Annotated in this window: 17 protein-coding genes; 13 read left to right on the top strand and 4 right to left on the bottom strand. The window is 65.4% G+C overall.

Going from position 1 to position 18,526, the window contains the following annotated elements:
* Nucleotide 1 precedes the first annotated feature (1 nt).
* From JF542_RS00880 to JF542_RS00850, 7 genes are all read left to right on the top strand, one after another.
* Entirely contained in the window at nt 2–2,152 is a 2,151-nt protein-coding gene (locus JF542_RS00880) for a chemotaxis protein CheA (RefSeq protein ID WP_207074385.1), read from the top strand.
* Nucleotides 2,145–2,609 carry a chemotaxis protein CheW gene (locus tag JF542_RS00875; RefSeq protein WP_007792619.1) on the top strand — a complete coding sequence of 155 codons (465 nt, stop codon included), beginning with the start codon at nt 2,145–2,147 and terminating at the stop codon, nt 2,607–2,609. Before JF542_RS00880 ends, JF542_RS00875 begins: the two co-directional genes overlap by 8 nt.
* A complete protein-coding gene (locus JF542_RS00870) occupies nt 2,606–3,475 on the top strand; it encodes a CheR family methyltransferase (RefSeq protein ID WP_207074384.1) in 870 nt (289 codons plus the stop codon). Before JF542_RS00875 ends, JF542_RS00870 begins: the two co-directional genes overlap by 4 nt.
* 9 nt (nt 3,476–3,484) lie before the next feature.
* A complete protein-coding gene (locus tag JF542_RS00865) occupies nt 3,485–3,871 on the top strand; it encodes a response regulator (protein ID WP_007792625.1) in 387 nt (128 codons plus the stop codon).
* 1 nt (nt 3,872) lies between these two features.
* Nucleotides 3,873–4,229, top strand: coding sequence for a hypothetical protein (locus JF542_RS00860; RefSeq protein ID WP_007792628.1), 357 nt, complete (start codon nt 3,873–3,875; stop codon nt 4,227–4,229).
* Between the two features lie 140 nt (nt 4,230–4,369).
* Nucleotides 4,370–5,425: a CheB methylesterase domain-containing protein gene (locus JF542_RS00855; RefSeq protein ID WP_207074383.1), complete on the top strand. Its 1,056-nt coding sequence runs from the start codon at nt 4,370–4,372 to the stop codon at nt 5,423–5,425.
* Entirely contained in the window at nt 5,422–5,946 is a 525-nt protein-coding gene (locus JF542_RS00850; protein WP_207074382.1) for a chemotaxis protein CheD, read from the top strand. The genes JF542_RS00855 and JF542_RS00850 overlap by 4 nt, the downstream gene beginning before the upstream one ends.
* 238 nt (nt 5,947–6,184) lie before the next feature.
* Here the strand turns inward: JF542_RS00850 and JF542_RS00845 are convergent, their stop codons facing one another.
* From JF542_RS00845 to JF542_RS00830, 4 genes are all read right to left on the bottom strand, one after another.
* A complete protein-coding gene (locus JF542_RS00845) occupies nt 6,185–6,907 on the bottom strand; it encodes a proteasome-type protease (protein WP_007792637.1) in 723 nt (240 codons plus the stop codon).
* Nucleotides 6,908–6,991: 84 nt separating this feature from the next.
* Nucleotides 6,992–7,822 carry a transglutaminase family protein gene (locus JF542_RS00840; protein ID WP_207074381.1) on the bottom strand — a complete coding sequence of 277 codons (831 nt, stop codon included), beginning with the start codon at nt 7,820–7,822 and terminating at the stop codon, nt 6,992–6,994.
* Complete coding sequence (locus tag JF542_RS00835; protein ID WP_007792644.1) at nt 7,819–8,772, bottom strand: alpha-E domain-containing protein; 954 nt, start codon at nt 8,770–8,772, stop codon at nt 7,819–7,821. Before JF542_RS00835 ends, JF542_RS00840 begins: the two co-directional genes overlap by 4 nt.
* A 7-nt stretch (nt 8,773–8,779) precedes the next feature.
* The gene (locus JF542_RS00830; RefSeq protein WP_007792647.1) at nt 8,780–10,204 is read right to left on the bottom strand and encodes a circularly permuted type 2 ATP-grasp protein; all 1,425 of its coding nucleotides are present in this window, start codon (nt 10,202–10,204) and stop codon (nt 8,780–8,782) included.
* A 468-nt stretch (nt 10,205–10,672) separates the two neighbouring features.
* Here JF542_RS00830 and urtA point away from each other — a divergent pair, with 468 nt between their 5' ends.
* From urtA to JF542_RS00800, 6 genes are all read left to right on the top strand, one after another.
* Nucleotides 10,673–11,962, top strand: a complete 1,290-nt coding sequence (gene urtA, locus JF542_RS00825; RefSeq protein ID WP_207074380.1) for an urea ABC transporter substrate-binding protein — start codon at nt 10,673–10,675, stop codon at nt 11,960–11,962.
* An 88-nt stretch (nt 11,963–12,050) separates the two neighbouring features.
* Complete coding sequence (gene urtB, locus JF542_RS00820; protein ID WP_207074379.1) at nt 12,051–14,000, top strand: urea ABC transporter permease subunit UrtB; 1,950 nt, start codon at nt 12,051–12,053, stop codon at nt 13,998–14,000.
* Between the two features lie 193 nt (nt 14,001–14,193).
* Nucleotides 14,194–15,432, top strand: a complete 1,239-nt coding sequence (gene urtC / locus JF542_RS00815; RefSeq protein ID WP_207074378.1) for an urea ABC transporter permease subunit UrtC — start codon at nt 14,194–14,196, stop codon at nt 15,430–15,432.
* Nucleotides 15,429–16,169, top strand: coding sequence for an urea ABC transporter ATP-binding protein UrtD (gene urtD, locus JF542_RS00810; RefSeq protein WP_007792659.1), 741 nt, complete (start codon nt 15,429–15,431; stop codon nt 16,167–16,169). Before urtC ends, urtD begins: the two co-directional genes overlap by 4 nt.
* Nucleotides 16,170–16,181: 12 nt before the next feature.
* Nucleotides 16,182–16,877, top strand: coding sequence for an urea ABC transporter ATP-binding subunit UrtE (gene urtE, locus JF542_RS00805; protein ID WP_207074377.1), 696 nt, complete (start codon nt 16,182–16,184; stop codon nt 16,875–16,877).
* A gap of 253 nt (nt 16,878–17,130) precedes the next feature.
* The gene (locus tag JF542_RS00800) at nt 17,131–18,483 is read left to right on the top strand and encodes an ABC transporter substrate-binding protein (protein ID WP_207074376.1); all 1,353 of its coding nucleotides are present in this window, start codon (nt 17,131–17,133) and stop codon (nt 18,481–18,483) included.
* Nucleotides 18,484–18,526 lie beyond the last annotated feature (43 nt).

Genomic DNA, 18,526 nt, shown 5'->3' with positions numbered 1-18,526 from the left:
CATGTCCAACAGCTCGATCCGCGATACGTTTTTCGAAGAATGCGAAGAGCTTCTCGAGGCGCTCGTCGAAGGGCTCGCCGCGATGGAGGAGAACGCCTCCGACATGGAGGTGGTCAACGCGGTGTTCCGGGCCGTGCATTCGATCAAGGGCGGCGCCGGGGCCTTCGCGCTCGACCGGCTGGTGAACTTCGCCCACACTTTCGAGACGGTGATGGACAAGGTCCGGTCGAAACAGCTTGCGGTGAACGAAGAGCTGATGCTGCTTTTCCACCGCTCGGGCGACCAGCTGGCGGATCTGGTGGAGGCGGCACGCGACGGGCGCGACCCCAACGCCGAATCCGAGGCTGCGATCCTCAAGGAGTTGAGCGCCTATCTCGGCGACGTCGAGAGCGAAGAAGAGATCGCCTTCGATGCTGCACCGCTCGCCTTCGATGCGGCGCCTCTGGCGCTCGACCTTGCCGAGCCTGAACCGCCCAGCGAGGCCGAACTGCGCCGCTTCGATATCCGGTTCTGCCCGACGCCGGCACTCTACGCCAACGGGCATGAGCCGTTGCTGCTGTTCGACGCTCTTGCCGAGCTCGGAACGCTGTCGGTGACCGCCGACCTCTCCCGCCTGCCCGAGTTCGATGCCTTCGATCCCGAGGATGCGGTCATCGACTGGCGCCTCACGCTGCTGACATCAGAAGACGAGACCGTGCTCCACGAGGTGTTCGAGTTCGTGGATGCGCTGTGCGAGCTCGAAATCGCGGTGTCCGACGATCCGGTGGCGGCCTTCGATGAGGAGCTGACCGACGACCTGACCTCTCCGGACCTCGCGGATCCGACCGGCGTCGCCGCTCTGGCCGATCTGAAAGCGCCGGAGGAAGCGGCACCCCCTCCGCCTGCCATTGGCAAGAGCACCACAGCCAACGCCCCGCGCGACGAGCCACGTGGCCCGCGCCCGACCCTGCGCGTGGACCTCGACCGGGTGGATCGGCTGATCAACACGGTGGGCGAGCTGATCATCAATCAGGCCATGATCTCGCAACGGATCGAGGAACTCGAGCTGCCGGCCGTGGCCCATCTCACCAACGAACTCGAAGCCTACAAGCTGCTCGCGCGCGACATCCAGGAAGGGGTGATGGCCATCCGTGCGCAGCCGGTGAAGCCCCTGTTCCAGCGCATGTCCCGGATCGTGCGCGAGGCCGCCGAAGCCACCGGCAAGAAGGTCAAACTGGTGACCGTGGGCGACTCGACGGAAGTTGACAAGACGGTGATCGAACGGCTGGCCGACCCGCTCACCCACATGGTGCGCAACGCCGTCGACCACGGGCTTGAACGTCCGGACAAGCGAGGCGAGCTCGGCAAGGATCCGACAGGCGCCATCCGTCTGTCGGCCTCTCACCGCTCCGGCAGCGTCTTCATCGAGATCGCCGATGACGGCGCCGGGCTGAACCGGTCCCGGATCCTCGAGAAAGCGATCGAGAAGGGCCTCGTCTCGCCAGAGGCAGAGCTCTCGGAGCAGGAGGTCGACAACCTCCTGTTCCTGCCCGGCTTTTCCACCGCTGCGGAGGTGTCGAACCTCTCTGGCCGCGGGGTCGGCATGGATGTGGTCAAGAATGCCGTCGCCGCGCTCGGCGGCCGCGTCTCCATCGCCTCGACCCCGGGCGCGGGCACCACCTTCACCATCGTCCTGCCACTGACGCTCGCCGTGATGGACGGCTTCGTGATCTCGATCGCCGATCAGACCATGGTGATCCCGATCGCCTCGATCATCGAAACCATCCGCCCCAACCCGCGCGATCTGCACTGTATCGGGACCGACGGCGAGGTGATCTCGGTGCGTGGCGCCTATGTCCCTATCGTTGATGTGGCACGCAATCTCGGCCTTTCGGGTGAGCGCGCAGACAGCAGCGGCGTCCTGCTTCTGGTGAGCACCGAGGGACAGGGCCTCACCGCACTCCGCGTCGGCGCCATTCACGACCAGCGCCAGGTGGTGATCAAGAGCCTCGAAAGCAATTACGGGGCCATCGCCGGCGTCTCCGCAGCAACCATCCTTGGTGACGGGAAGATCGCCCTGATCCTCGACCCCGACGAACTTGTCAAACTTACCCCGGCGGCGATCTTCCTGCCGCCCGCCTCATCCCCCAGACCGGAGCTGCGCCATGCTTGACGTTACCGAGGCCCCCACCGAGGCCCAGTTCGAATTCATCACTTTCTCCGCCGGGGACCAGAGCTTCTGCCTCGAGATCACCCAGATCCGCGAGATTCGACGCTGGACCCCGGTCACCAAGCTGCCGCACACGCCCGACGACGTGCTCGGCGTGATGAACCTTCGCGGCGCGGTGATCCCGATTTTCGATCTCTCCGCCCGGTTCGGCCTGGGCGAGACCATCGACAATGAACGCAACGTGGTCATCGTCGCCGCTGCCGGCGGAACGACCATCGGCCTTCTTGTCGAGTCGGTTTCAGAGATCCTTTCGGTGGCGAAATCCGCCATTCAGGAAACCCCGGACATAAAATCGGAAGCCGCCCGTCAGGCGATCCTTGGCGTGATTTCGGTCGGGGAAAACATGGTCCGAGTGGTCAATCTCGACGCCGTGCTCGACACCGAAGGGGGCGCCGTATGATCACCACCGCCCCGGCAAGTGGATCTGGCGAGTTCCGCTTTTCCGACGATGACTTCCGGTCTTTGGCGCAGCTCGCTCACGCCGAATTCGGCCTCGCACTTGCCGAGAGCAAGAAGCCGCTGGTGTACTCGCGCATCGCGCGTCGCCTGCGGGCCCGAAACATCACCGACTTCACGAGCTACATGGCCCTCCTCAAGAGTCCGAGAGAAGCGGAGGAGCGTCTTGAGCTGATCTCTGCGCTGACAACCAACGTCACCAGCTTCTTCCGCGAGAAGCACCATTTCGACACCTTGAGAAAGGAGTTGGTTCCGCAATTCGAAAAACAGCCGCGGGTCAGGATCTGGTCGGCCGGATGTTCCTCGGGCCAAGAAGCCTTTTCAATCGCAATGACCCTGACCGACACGCTGTCGGAGACCAGCCTGCGAAATGCCCGCATCCTCGCGACCGACATCGACCCCGCGATGATCCGCAAGGCGTCGGCGGCGCGCTATGCGCGCGAGGATCTCACGACGATCCCCGCAGATATGCAAAAGAACGGCACCCGGTCCTGCGCCGAGGATCCAGCCAGCTTCGAGATCGCCACACCGGTGCAGCGCATGGTGACCTTCGGTGAACTCAATCTGATCGAAGCCTGGCCCTTCAAGGGCCCCTTTGACGCAATTTTCTGCCGGAATGTCGCGATCTATTTCGACCATCAGACCCAGCACCGCCTGTGGTCCCGGTTCACCGGGTTGCTGCGCCAGGGCGGGCTCCTGTTCATCGGGCATTCCGAACGCGTTGCGGGCCCCGCGCTGGAGAGCCTGCAGTCCGCCGGTGTCACCACCTACCGCAAAACCGTCGCGCCCCGTCCCGACCCCGCCCGATAGGAGACAAGAATGAGCCTGAAGGACTCCCTGCGCATCATGGTGGTCGACGACATGGCGACAAGTCGTGGCCTCATCACGCAAGCGCTCGATGAAATTGGTATCAAGAACTACCTGACCGAAAATGATGGCCAACAGGCGCTTGCACGTATCTCGGCCAATCCCGTGCACCTCGTGCTATCGGATTTCAACATGCCCAACATGGACGGGCTCGGCCTGTTGCAGGCGGTGCGGCAAAACAAGGCCACCCAGCGGATGGGCTTTATCCTAGTCACTGGCAAACCAACGCCGGACATGGTCGCGACGGCCAAGAAGTGGGGGCTCAACAACATGATCAAGAAGCCGTTCACCTCACTGGCAATGAAACAATGCATCGAAAGTGTCGTGGGAAAGCTCTGATATGACCAAGGGTGAAATCCGGCTCTCCCCGAGCGAGGCGATGCGTATGCTGTCGGACGAGATCCGCCACCTCCACCACCGTCTCGAACGGCTGGAGCACGGAATCGAGCATGTCTATGCGTCGGGCGGCGAGCGGCTCGGCTCCGTCGCCGTGACAGCATTGCAAGAGCTCGACATGCTCGCGCAGTCCACGGATGCCCTCGCCGCCTATTCCGAAAAGCTCTCCCAGCGGCTCGAAGACAGCGCCGAACTCGACCTGACCCGCGAACTCTCCGCGATACCGCTTCGCGCTCTCGGTCGTCGTTTGAGCGGGATCAGCCACGACGATCTGGCGGCCAACGCCCCCGAGCTTTTCTGACGACGTGAGGGCAACGACGCACGGGCAGAGGTGCGCCTTCGGCGGACCTTCGCGCATCTTCGGCAGGCTCCTCAGGGACCTTGTCTTCGGCATTCCGGGGCCGGCGGCGGCACCGGCACCATCTATCGAAAGGGGCTCCGATGGATCCGATTTCGCTGATCATCGCCATACCGGATCGCTCCCGCCGCCGGCGGGTCGTGCAGAATATCGGATCGTCACCGCACATCCGGATCATGGCTGAAACGCCTGATCTGATGACCACCTTCGCCGAGGTGGAAGAGCGCCAGCCCTTGGCCGTGCTCATCGATGGAAGCCTCGCCCGAGCGCCTGAATTCGAAGTAATGCGCGCACTCTTCGCAGCGTTGGATGTCCGCTGGATCGTCATATCCGATGCCCCCGATACCGGCAGCCGCATCGCCGCATCACCATGGGGCCGAACCTCCGATCTATTCGCGGTGGCCGCCGATATTGCCGCGGAGCCACTGATCGATCACTTGCGCAGCGTGACCCGCACAGCCCGGCGGAACGGACGCGCCGAACCTCCGAAGGCACCCGCGATTCCGAGGTCGGATGAGGCCCATGACCGTCGACGCAGCAAGCGCTTTGTCCTCATCGGCGCCTCCACCGGCGGGGTCGATGCGCTGCTCACCGTACTGTCCACCTTCCCGGCCGATTGCCCGCCCACCTTCATCGTGCAGCACACCGGCGGCGGCTTCGGAGAGAGCCTGACGCGCCTGCTCGACCGGCAATGCCAGGCACGCGTGCGTCCCGCCCGGCATGGCGACCATGTTACCCATGGCGAGGTCGTGGTGGCAGCCGGCAGCCGGGCTCACATGCGGCTCGCCGGGGGCAAACCGATGCGCATAACCCTCGAGCCTGGCACACCGATCTCAGGTCACATGCCGTCGGTCGATGCGATGTTCGACTCCGCGATACCGGGCGCCAATCGTGTGGTTGCGGCATTGCTCACCGGCATGGGCCGCGACGGCGCCGCAGGCCTTCTCGCCCTGCGCGACGCTGGTGCCACCACCATCGCTCAGGATGAGGCCACGAGCACGGTATACGGCATGCCGCGCGCTGCGGTCGAGCTCGGGGCGGCCATGCACTCTTTGCCCTTGCCAAGGATCGGTCCCGAGATCCTCAGGACCTGCCGCGAAGCACCCTCAGAAACAAACCGGAGGCTCGCCACCCGATGAGCACGAGCGAAAAAATGGTGAACGTCGTTCAGGGCGAATACCATATCTCCGCTGACCCCGATTGCGTCATGTCGACCGTCCTCGGCAGCTGCGCCGCGGTCTGTCTCACAGATCCGTCGCAGAAGATCGGCGGAATGAACCATTTTCTGCTGCCGCACCGCGCCGGGCGCGCCGGCGAAGACGTGCGATACGGCGCCTATTCGATGGAACTCTTGATCAACGGCTTGCTGAAACATGGCGCGCGCAAGAACCGCATGGTCGCGAAACTGTTCGGCGGCGCCAAGATGCTGACCCAGCTGCGTGACATCGGCGATTCCAATGTCGCTTTCGCCCGCGAGTTTCTGCAAAACGAGGGCATTCCGATCGCCTCGGAAAGCACCGGCGGCAACTCGGCCCGCCGGATCCGGTTCTGGCCTTCAGACGGGCGGGTGAAGCAGTTCATCGTGCCGGGCGCGGTGGACCGGGTGGCGCCCCCTGCCCCTCCGCCCGCCGCCGCGGTCGGCGAAATCGTCCTATTCTGAAATGCGGCCCCCGAGCCCCATACCCGCGCACGGCGCCGCCGCCCCAGGCGCTCGGAGTGACAAAGAAAGACATCTTCGTCCGGCCCGCGCCGGGCTCGGTCACCTGAAGGCCCGTGTCCGCCACGGCACTGCCCGTCCGGCACCATGGCGTCCGAACACACCTGAGGGGTGGCCGCGAGGGACGCCAAGCCAGGAGACATGCGTGCCAAGCGCCAAGCGCGCAACACTGTCCGCTTCGTCAGATCGGGTCGATTTCCTGGAACGCGTTGCGAAGCGCCTCGGACCATGCCGCGCTCATCCGGGCAAAGCCCTCGTCATCGGCCTCGATCCGGCGGGTGCGACCGATCTGGAAGGCGTCGGCCTCGATCACCGCGAAATCAAGCGGCATGCCGACGCTAAGGTTGGATCGCAGGGTCGAATCCATCGACAGCAGCACCGCCTTTTCGGCATCGCCCAGCGACGTGCCCGGCTCGATCACCCGGTCGAGAATCGGCTTGCCGTACTTGTGCTCGCCGATCTGCAGGAACGGCGTGTCGGCGGTGGCCTCGATGAAATTGCCCTCGGGGTAGATCAGGAACATGCGCATCGGGCCGCCCTTGCGCTGCCCGGCCACAATCATCGAGGCGGTGGCGTTCTGGCTCATCCGTTCCATCTTGGACTTCACGTCCGAGGTCACGTCCGACAAAGTGGCACCGACAAGTTCGGCCACCTGGAGCATGGTCGGCGCGCGCAGAATCGAGCGGTCGTTGTCCGGCTCTTCGTTGGCATCGGCGAGCCGCGCCATCACGGTCTGGGTGATCGACAGCGACCCGGCGGTCATGATGCCGATGGCGCGATCGCCCGGCTGCTCGAACAGGAACATCTTGCGATAGGTCGCAATGTTGTCGAGACCGGCATTGGTCCGCGTGTCCGACAGCAGGACAACGCCCGCGTCGAGCAGCAATCCAACGCAATAGGTCATGACCGAATCCTCTGGGGGCACCATGCCCCGCATGGCGTCATACTGCCGATGCGGGGTCCGGGCAATGGCATCGCGCGGGCGTGGTTACTGCTGCTGTTGCTGCCCGTTGGCCACGACCACCTCGACCTCGAGGTGCTCTTCCGGCGTGCTGCCCTGCACCACGCCGCGGATCGGCGCCGCGTCTTGCGCGTCGTATCCCGAGCCAAGGCGGATATAGCGCTCGTCCGGGCAGCACCGATTGGCAGCGTCGAACCCGACCCAGCCAAGCTCGGGCACGAAGAGCTCGGCCCAGGCATGGCTGGCCTCGTGCTGCTGCCCGTCCTCGTCCGCTTGCAGATAGCCTGTGACATAGCGCGCGGGAATGCCCGCGGCGTGGGCCACGGCAATCAGCGCGTGGGCATGATCCTGACACACCCCCTTCCCGCCCGAGAGGGCCTCGGCGGCTGTGGTGTGAGCCCTGGTCTCGCCGGGCGCGTACTCGATCGCGTCGGTCACCGCCTTGGCGAGCGCGTGCGCTCGGTCAAGGTCGCTGGCCCCCGTCATCCCCTCGAGCGCCGAGGCAGAGAGGTCCTTGAGATCCTGATCGGGCCGCACCTGCCGGGTGGAGCGCAGGTAGAGCGAGGCCGGCCCCTTCTCGCGGTGGTCGCGCAGCACGCCGAAAAGATCGACGGTCTCGATCTCGCCGATCACCTCGACGGTCAGCGTCTCGAGCGGGCCGCGCCAGCTGGCCAGCGCAGTGCGGTCGCCCGCCCCGTCGGTGAACTCGGCGCCGCGCGTGGCACCTTCGGTCCTCACCTCCCAGGACAACACCTTCTGCGAGGCGCAATCCGCCGGCCAGAGCCGCAGCGACTGCACGACGCCGCGCACCGGGTGATCGAACCTGTAGCGGGTGGTATGTCTGACACTCAGTTTCATGCCGGGATCCCGTGAAGATAGACGTCCTGAACCGTGTTCGCGAGCCCGGCATTGCGCGCCATGAAGCGCCCGAGGAATTCGTGCAGCCCCTCGTCGAAGATGTCGTCGACGGTGACATTGAGCAGGTCGTCGAGCAGCTGGTGGGCCGCCTCCTGCGCACGCGAGCCGGTCTGGTAGTTCTCGGCGATGTTGTCGAGATGGTCGCAGGTCCACTGCACGCAGGAACGCAGCGACCGCGGGAACTTGCGGTTGAGGATCAGCAGGTGAGCGATCTTCTGCGCGGTGATCTCGCCGGTATAGGTCCAGTTGAACGCGCGCTGCGCGGTCATCGACTGCAGCAGCAGCGCCCACTGGCTCTGGTCGAGCCCGGAGCCGACATACGAGAGCGACGGCAGCAGCACGTAGTATTTCACGTCGATCAGCCGGGCGGTGTTGTCGGCGCGCTCGATCGCGGTGCCGATGCCCATGAAATCGTAGCCGTCATTGCGCAGCTGCGTGGCCTGCACGCAGCCCTTCACGAGGAAGCAGTTGCGCATGGTCCAGTCGGTCAGCTCGCTGGTCATCAGCTTGCTGCGCTCGACGCGTTGCAGCTGCTTGAGCTCCTGGTAGGCCCCGTTGAGCGCATCCCAGACCGGCGAGGTCAGCGCGGTGCGCACCACCCGGCCGTTCTCGCGCGCGGCGTTGATGCAGGACAGCACCGAGGACGGGTTGTCGGAATCGAAGAACAGGTAGGTCTCGATGTTGCGCTGGTTGGGCTCGCCATATTTCTCGAGGAACGGCTCGAGCGCGCCCTTGGCCTGAAGCACGGCTTCCCAGTCGTTGCGATAGCCGCCCGACGGGTCGGGCAGCAGCGCGTTGCGGGCCCCCACCTCGAGCAGGCGGCCAGTGGTTTCGGCGCGCTCGAGATAGCGGGCCATCCAGTAAAGGTGATCTGCGGTACGGCTCAGCATGGTCTTCTTACTCCGCCAGGACCCAGGTGTCTTTCACCCCGCCGCCCTGCGACGAGTTCACCACCAGCGACCCTTCGGTCAGCGCCACGCGGGTCAGCCCCCCGGGCACCAGTTCGATCTTTTCCCCCACGAGGCAGTAGGGCCTCAGGTCCACGTGGCGCGGCGCGATCCCCTCCTCCACGAAGGTCGGACAGGCCGAGAGCGACAGCGTCGGCTGCGCGATGTAGTTCTCGGGCTTGGCGCGGATCTTGGCCTCGAAGGCCTCGATGGTGGACTTGTCCGCCTTCGGCCCGACCAGCATACCGTATCCGCCCGACCCGTGCACCTCCTTCACCACCAGCTCTGGCAGGTGTTCGAGCACGTATTTGCAATCGTCCTTCTTGGCGCATTGCCAGGTCGGCACGTTCTCGAGCACCGGCTCCTCGCCGAGGTAGAAGCGGATCATCTCGGGCACGTAGGTGTAGATCGCCTTGTCATCGGCCACGCCGGCACCCGGCGCCGAGCAGATCGTCACGCCGCCGGAGCGGTAGACGTTCATCAGCCCCGGCACACCCAGCATCGAGTCGGGGCGGAAGCACAGCGGGTCGAGGAAGCTGTCGTCGATCCGGCGATAGATCACGTCGACCTTCTTGGGGCCCTCGGTGGTCTTCATCCAGACGAAATCGCCCTCGACAAAGAGATCCTGCCCTTCGACCAGCTCGACCCCCATGAGATCGGCGAGGAAGGAGTGCTCGTAATAGGCCGAGTTGAATTGGCCGGGCGTCAGGATGACGATGTTGGGCTCGTTCTGGCACTTCTTCGGCGCCACCGAGCCCAGCGTCTTCTTCAGCAGCCCGGCGTAGCCGTCCACCGGCGCGATGCGGTTCTCCATGAAGAGCTGCGGGAACATGCGCATCATGATCTCACGGTTTTGCAGCATGTAGCTGACGCCCGAGGGCGTGCGGCAATTGTCCTCGAGCACGTAGAACTGATCGGGCCCGGTGCGCACGAGGTCGACGCCAACAATATGGCTGAACACCCCGCCCGGCGGCATGAATCCGATCGCCGCCTTCTCGTAGGCCTCGTTGTTGGTCACGAGGTGCTCGGGGATGCGGCCGGCGCGGATGATCTCGCGGCGTCCGTAGACATCGCAGAGAAACGCGTTGAGCGCAGCGGCGCGCTGGCGGATGCCGCGGTCGAGCTTGCGCCACTCCGACGCGGTCAGCACGCGCGGGAACATGTCGAACGGGATCAGACGTTCCGGGTCGCCGCCCTCGCCGTAGACGGCGAAAGTGATGCCGACGCGACGGAACAGATCCTCGGCTTCGGATTGTTTGAGGCTGCGAAGCTCGGCGGGCATCGACCGATACCACTGCTCGAGGTTCTGGTAGGCGGCACGGACATCCGCGCCGTTCATCATCTCATTGAAGATCGGGGCTTGCTTGGCGCTCATTGTCTTCCCTTCGCTCTGCGCCTCAACGTCCAACTAATCTGCATCAAGTGAAAGGCCTCGGGTAAAAAATTTTGCCCAATTCGCCAATTCCCGCCCAATTCTTGAGCGAAACCGGATTCGGCGTTTTGAATAAGATAACCACCAAAATGCATGGCTGGCGGCGGATTTTTGAAATTTTCCGCACAATAAACACGCAAACGCAAGAAATTTCGCCCACAAATTAACCCCTCACGTCCGGTCCGGAGACACTTGGGCAAATTGACGTGGCGACCGGACACCCCCCGGCTAATCAGTTAGCGCGCTTCGATCGGAGCGTGAACAACGGGGATGTCACGGCGGCAAGAGGCCCAAGCCCGGAGCCCGCCCTGACTTACAATAACGAAGCGGCGAGCAGTCAATTTCTGCTCCGCCCGGCAATGCGTCGGGCGGGTACGGGAGGATCGCGCCGCGTACAAGGGAAGTGACCTTATGATCAAGACATTGAAACTCTCGGGTGTGGCCGCCGCGGCCCTGATCGCCGCCGGCGCAGCCAACGCCCAGGACGTGGAATGCCCCATCAAGGTGGGCGTGCTGCACTCCCTGTCCGGCACCATGGCGATCTCGGAGACCACTCTGAAGGACACCATGCTGATGCTCATCGAAAAGCAGAACGCCGATGGCGGCCTGCTGGGCTGCGAGCTCGAGGCGGTGGTCAAGGATCCGGCCTCCGACTGGCCTCTCTTTGCCGAAAAGGCGCGCGAGCTGATCTCGAATGACGAGGTCGACGTGACCTTCGGCTCCTGGACCTCGGCCAGCCGCAAGGCCGTACTGCCGGTTCTCGAAGAGCTGAACCACCTCTACTTCTACCCGGTGCAGTACGAGGGCGAGGAATCGTCCAAGAACGTGTTCTACACCGGCGCCGCCCCGAACCAGCAGGCGATCCCGGCCACCGACTATTTCCTCGACGAGCTTGGCGTCGAGAAGTTCGCCCTGCTCGGCACCGACTACGTCTACCCACGCACCACGAACAACATCCTCGAGTCCTACCTCAAGTCGAAGGGCATCGCCGAGGAAGACATCTTCGTCAACTACACCCCCTTCGGTCACTCCGACTGGTCGACCATCGTCTCCGACGTCGTGGCGCTGGGTGAGGACGGCAAGCAGGTCGGCGTGATCTCGACGATCAACGGCGACGCCAATATCGGCTTCTACAAGGAACTCGCAGCCGCCGGCATCTCGGCCGACGACATCCCCGTCGTGGCCTTCTCGGTGGGTGAAGAAGAGCTGTCCGGCCTCGACACCTCCAACCTCGAAGGCCACCTCGCCGCGTGGAACTACTTCATGACCGCCGAATCCGAGGCCAATGAAGAGTTCATCGCCTCTTGGCACGAATTCATCGGCGACGAGTCGCGCGTGACCAACGACCCGATGGAAGCTCACTATATCGGCTTCAACATGTGGGTGAACGCGGTCGAAGAGGCCGGCACCACCGAGGTCGACGCCGTGCGCGAAGCCATGTGGGGCCAGGAGTTCCCGAACCTGACCGGCGGCACTGCCGTGATGGGCGTAAACCACCACCTCTCCAAGCCGGTGCTGATCGGCGAGATCCGCGCCGACGGCATGTTCGACATCATCTCGGAAACCGATCCGGTTCCGGGCGACGCATGGACCGACTACCTGCCGGAATCCGCGCCGCTCAAGTCCGACTGGGCCGAGCTCGAGTGCGGCATGTACAACACCGAGACCGAGACCTGCGTGCAGATCGAGTCGAACTACTGATCTGACGTGATCCTTGGCGGGCGCCTCGCTCAGGGGCGCCCGCCGCTTGTCCGAAAGACCCCTTCTCCAATATCCGGGACCGCTGCCGATGCCGCGCATGCTCGCTCTCGCCCTGTCGCTGGCACTCTGTTGTCTTTCCCTGCCCCCCTCGCGGGCGGCGGCGCAGGACACGGGGCCGCTCCAGACGCTTCTGCAGACCCAGGCGGACGAGGTCGCCAGCCCCGGCCGACAGTCCGTCGGATCGGTGATCGAGGCGCTGGTCGCCTCCGGCCTGCCGCAGGTGCCCGAGTTCCTCAACCGCTGGTCCGAGCGCGAGGTCGTGCAGGACGAGACCACCGGCCTGTTCTACTACGACGGCGAGCCGCCGCTCGACATCGACACCGGCGAGCCCGTGACTCTCGCCCCCGAGGCCGAGCTCGACGATGTGCGCCCCAATGGCGGCGTGCGCCGGGTGATCGCCACCGCGCTTGTGCAGTTCCAGCTCTCGGATCCCGACATCGCCCGCCGCATCGACGCGCTCGACAGCATCTCGCGCAATCCCGAGCCCGACCAGCTCGAGCCGCTGCGCGCCTCGATCGAGACCGAGACCGACCCCGCGCTGAAGGCCCGCAAGGAGCGCCTCGCCGGGATGCTCGCGGCGCGCTACGGCGCCACGCCCGAGATCCGCATCGACGCCATCGACGCGCTCTCCGATGCGCTGGCGGTGGACGTGCGCGCGGTGCTCAACCAGATCCTCACCATCCGCAGCGGCGTGGCCGAAAGCCTGCCCGAAGGCACCAACATCGCCCGCACGCTGACCCCGGGTGACGACCTGAGCGAGGCCGAGGCCTATGCAAGACTGGTCGAGGCCGATCTCGCCCCGGCGCAGCAGTCGCCCGCCCAGATCAAGGCGGCGCTGACCGACAATATCGACGGCGGCAGCGTCGGCGGCGTGCCGATCGGCCAGCTCGCCTCCGAGGATGGCCGCGCCCGCGCCTATGCGGCGCTGGCCGAGGCCGGCACCGTGCCGCCGCTGGTCACCGAGGACGACATCGCGGCCTCCCTCGCCTCTCATGTGTTCTACGAGGAATATACCGAGGACGATCCCGCGATCACCGATGCCGCCCGCGCCGCGCTCGACGAGGTCGAGACCCGGGTGGCGATGAACCAGGCGCTGGACCTCGGGCTCGACGCGCTGTCGCTGGCCTCGATCTATTTCCTCGCCGCCATCGGCCTGGCCATCACCTTCGGGGTGATGGGGGTGATCAACATGGCGCATGGCGAGTTCATCATGATGGGCGCCTATACCGGCTACGTGGTGCAGCAGATCATCCCGGATTACACCGTGAGCCTGATCGTGGCGCTGCCGCTGGCCTTCGCGGTGACCTTCGCCGCCGGCGTGGCGATGGAGCGGCTGGTGATCCGCTGGCTCTATCACCGCCCGCTCGAAACCCTGCTGGCCACTTTCGGCATCTCCATCGCGCTGCAGCAGCTCGCCAAGAACATCTTCGGCACCCAGGCACGGCCGCTGACCTCGCCGTCCTGGCTTGACGGGGCATGGGTGCTCAACGACGTGGTGGGCATCGCCAATATCCGCATCGCCATCTTCATCCTCGCGCTGATCTTTCTCGGGCTGATCCTGCTGGTGCTCAACAAGACCAGGCTCGGGCTCGAGGTGCGCGCGGTGACCCAGAACCCCGGCATGGCGGCCTCGATGGGCATCAACCCCGACAAGATCAACATGCTGACCTTCGGCCTCGGCTCCGGCATCGCCGGCATCGCCGGCATCGCCATCGGGCTCTATGCCCAGGTTACCTCCGAAATGGGCGCCAACTACATCGTCCAGAGCTTCATGACCGTGGTCGTGGGCGGGGTCGGCAATGTCTGGGGCACGCTCGCGGGCGCCACGCTGATCGGCGGGCTGCAGAAGGGCATCGAGTTCTTCAACCCGTCCAATACGCTGGCGGCGCAGACCTACATGATCCTGTTCATCATCCTTTTCATCCAGTTCCGCCCCAAGGGCATCGTCGCCCTCAAGGGCCGTGCGGCGGGAGACTGAGCATGACCGCACCCATCCCGAACACCGCCCCCGGCCGCGATCTCCGGCCTGCCTCCGGCGGGGATACTTGCAGCCAGAAGAAGCTGCAGGCCGTGCTCCCGTCTTCTTCTGGCCGGAAATATCCCGGGGGTGAGCGCGCCCCGGCGCGCGAAGGGGGCAGCGCCCCCTGCCTGACCAGCGAAAGGGCCCTCGCATGACCCGTACCTTTCTGACACAGAACCGCTCGGTGTTCTGGTTCCTGCTGGCGCTGGGGATCTTCGCACTGATCGTCACGGTGCTCTCGGAGGCTGCCGGCAACGGCATGATCTCCACCAGCTTCGTCAAGACGCTGGGCAAGACGCTCTGCCTGATGCTGGTCGCCGTGGCGATGGACGTGGTCTGGGGCTACACCGGCATCCTAAGCCTCGGCCACATGGCGTTTTTCGGGCTTGGCGGCTACATGATCGGCATGTGGCTGATGTATGCCCGCACCGAGATCATCGTGACCGAGAGCCTGCTCGCCGCCGCCATCCCGCCGACCCCGCAGGAGATCCACGACTCCATCGGCACCCAGATCTTTGGCGTGGTGGGCAGCTCCGAGTTTCCCGCCATCTGGATCTTTGCCCACAGCTTCTGGCTGCAGATCGCCATGGTCGTGCTGGTGCCGGGGCTTCTGGCGCTGGTCTTCGGATGGCTCGCCTTCCGCAGCCGGGTCACCGGCGTCTACCTGTCGATCCTGACCCAGGCGATGACGCTGGCGCTGTCGCTCTACCTCTTCCAGAATGAGAGCGGGCTGCGCGGCAACAACGGCCTGTCGGGGCTGCAGAACCTGCCCGGTCTCGACGATGTGCCGCAGTCCACGCTGTCGATCGCCTTCTTCTGGGCCTCGGCGGCGGCGCTGGGTCTGGGCTACGTGCTCTTTGCCTGGGTCACCTCGGGCAAGTTCGGCTCGGTGATCCGCGGCATCCGCGACAACGAGAGCCGGGTGCGCTTCCTCGGCTACCATGTCGAGGGCTACAAGCTCTTCGTCTTCACCCTGACCGGCATCGTCGCGGGCATCGCCGGCGCGCTCTACTACCCCCAGGCCGGCATCATCAACCCCAACGAGATCGCCCCCATCGCCTCGATCTACCTCGCGGTCTGGGTCGCCATCGGCGGGCGCGGCAGGCTTTACGGCGCCGCGCTTGGCGCAGCCCTCGTGTCGCTGCTGTCGAGCTGGTTCACCTCCGGCGCGGTGCCGTCGGTGCCGCTCGGGTTCTACACCATCCAGTGGACCGACTGGTGGCTGGTGCTGCTCGGCGTGAGCTTCGTCGCGGTCACGCTGCTGGCCCCCAAGGGCATCGGCGGGCTCTTCGATCTGATCTCCACGCGCCACACCATCCCTGAGCGGGTGGGCGACTTCGGACCCGACAAGGGCGCGCGCCGCACTGTCGAGGGGGAGGAAGAGAAATGAAGACGCTTCTCGAAATGTCCGGCGTGTCGGTAAGCTTTGACGGCTTCAAGGCGATCAACAACCTCAGCTTCCGCATCGGGGAGCCCGAGTTGCGCGCCATCATCGGCCCCAACGGCGCCGGCAAGACCACCTTCATGGACATCATCACCGGCAAGACCCGGCCCGACGAGGGCACGGTAATCTATGGCGAGAAGTCGATCTCGCTGCTGAAGATGTCAGAAAGCCAGATCGCCATGGCCGGCGTCGGGCGCAAGTTCCAGAAGCCCACCGTGTTCGAGGCGCAGAGCGTGCGCGAGAACCTCGCCATGGCGCTGAAGAACAAGCGCGGGCCGTTCGACGTCCTGCTCTATCGCAAGACGAAGCGCGGCGCCGAGCGCATCGAGGAACTGGCCGAGATCATCGGCCTGACCGACAGCCTGCCCCGCATCGCGGGCGAGCTGAGCCACGGCCAGAAGCAATGGCTCGAGATCGGCATGCTGCTGGCGCAGGACCCGCGCCTGCTGCTGGTGGACGAGCCCGCCGCCGGCATGACCCCGGCCGAGCGCGAGCACACCACCGACCTGCTCAAGCGCGCCGCCGAGAAGCACGCCGTCGTCGTGGTCGAGCACGACATGGAGTTCATCCGCCGGCTCGACTGTCGGGTGACGGTGCTGTGCGAGGGCTCGGTGCTGGCCGAGGGCTCGCTCGATCACGTGACCTCGAACCCCGAGGTCATCGAAGTCTATCTCGGTCGCTGAGAGGAGAACGCCATGCTGAGCGTCGAGAACCTGACCCTGAAATACGGTCAAAGCCAGATCCTGCACGGGATCTCCCTCACCGCCGCGCCGGGCGAGGTCACCGCCGTGACCGGGACCAACGGCGTGGGCAAGACCTCGCTGCTGAAGGCCATCGCCGGACGGCACCCCTATTCGGGCGGCACCATCACGCTCGACGGCACGCCGCTGGAGCACCTCAACGCCTATCAGGCAGCGCGCGCGGGCATCGCCTACGTCCCGCAGGGACGCGAGGTCTTCCCGCTCATGACCGTGCAGGAGAACCTCGAGACCGGCTTCGCCTGCCTGCCGAAATCGGACCATGGCGTGCCTGCACATATCTTCGAGCTGTTCCCGATCCTGAAGGACTTCTTGCACCGCCGCGGCGGCGACCTTTCGGGCGGGCAGCAGCAGCAGCTTGCCATCGCGCGGGCGCTGATCTCGCGGCCGCGCGTGCTATTGCTGGACGAGCCGACCGAGGGCATCCAGCCCAACATCATCCAGCAGATCGGCCGGGTGATCGCGCAGCTGCGCGACCAAGGCGACATGGCGATCATCCTCGTGGAACAATACTTCGACTTCATGTGGGGGCTGGCCGACAGTTTCGTCGCGGTGACCCGCGGAGAAGTGGCACTCTCCGGTAGAGCGGGCGAGATCGACCGCGAGGCGCTGCTGGCCAAGGTCTCGATCTGACGGTTTATCGCTAACTTGCTGCGACGCGGCGGATTTTTCCCTTGCCCAAATCGCTTTGAAGGACAACTCTCCTGCACGGGAGAGTTGTTTGCATGCGGTTATCGGCAAACAGGAACAGAGGCGGCCTGACGCCCGCGCGTGACGGCGTGGCGCGATTCCGCACCCCCACCCGGATCTCGAACATCCGCTGCTGCCCGCCGGGCAGCGCGCCCGTCGATTTGACGACTTACGTGACGATTTACAGGAGGACCCCATGACATCCATGCGCAAACCGCTGCTCGGCAGCGTCGCGATGGCCCTGGCGCTGAGCGCCGGCGCCGCCGGGGCGGAGACCATCCGCTTCTGGACCACCGAGGAGCAGCCCGAGCGGCTCGCGCGGCAGGAAAGCATGGCGCAGGAATTCGGCGAGGCCTCGGGCCACACCGTCGAGGTGATCCCGGTCACCGAGAGCGAGCTTGGCACCCGCGCCACCGCGGCCTATGCCGCGGGCGACCTGCCAGACGTGATCTACCACCCGCTGGCACTGGCCCTGCCCTGGGCCGAGGCAGGCATCCTCGATCCCGACGCCGCGACCGACGTGATCGACGCGCTCGGCCCCGACACCTTCGCCTCGGGCGCGCTCGAGATGGCGCGATTCGACGAGGGCAGCTGGGCCTCGGTGCCCGCAGACGGCTGGACCCAGATGATCGTCTACCGCGCCGACCTGTTCGAGGAGGCCGGGCTCGAGCCGCCGACCTCCTACGCCGCGGTCGAGACCGCGCTGGAGGCGCTGCACAATCCGCCCGAGATGTACGGCTTCGTCGCCGCCACCAAGGTGGACGAAGCCTTCATGAGCCAGGTGCTCGAGCATGTCTTCCTCGCCAACGGTGTCTCGCCGGTTGGGCCGGACGGCTTCACCCCGCTCGACGAGGCCGCGACCACCGAGGTTCTGGAATTCTACAAGGCCATCGCCGAGGCCTCGCCTCCGGGTGATCTCTACTGGGACCAGTCGCGAACGCTCTACTTCTCGGGCAACGCGGCGATGATCATCTGGTCGCCCTTCATCCTCGACGAGCTGGCCGGCCTGCGCGACAGCGCGCCGCCGACCATCACCGACGATCCGACCTCGTCCGAGCTCGCCTCGAAGACCGGCATCGTGACCAACTTCGCCGGCCCGTCGAACCCCGATGGCGCGGCGTGGGCGTCGATCAACATGTTCGGCATCACCGGCGACGCGCAGACCGACGCCGCCATCGAGTTCGTGACCTACTCGATGGGCGAAGGCTATGTCGACACGCTCTCGATCGCGCCCGAGGGCAAGTTCCCGATCCGTCGCGGCGACGGTGATGACGCCGAGGCCTTCGTCAACGCCTGGTCCGAGCTGCCGGTGGGCGTCGACCGCAAGGCGCCGCTGAGCGATCTCTACCCGCAGGAGATGATCGACGAGATCGTCGCCGGTCTCGACGTGGCCCAGCGCTGGGGCGCCGATGACGGACAGCTGGCGCTGGCCTCGAAGATGATCAGCAGCCAGGCGCTGAACCGCGTGGTGCGCGAGTATATCGACGGCGAGATCGACGCGAGCGCGGCGGTCGAACAACTCAACAGCGAGCTTGGTGCGATCCAGTAACCCAGGCCCCTGCCCGTCCCGGCGTCGCGTCGGGACGGGCTTC

Source organism: Salipiger bermudensis, from assembly GCF_017309175.1.
GTDB classification, from domain to species: domain Bacteria; phylum Pseudomonadota; class Alphaproteobacteria; order Rhodobacterales; family Rhodobacteraceae; genus Salipiger; species Salipiger bermudensis.
This window is presented reverse-complemented; position numbering and strand designations above follow the sequence as displayed.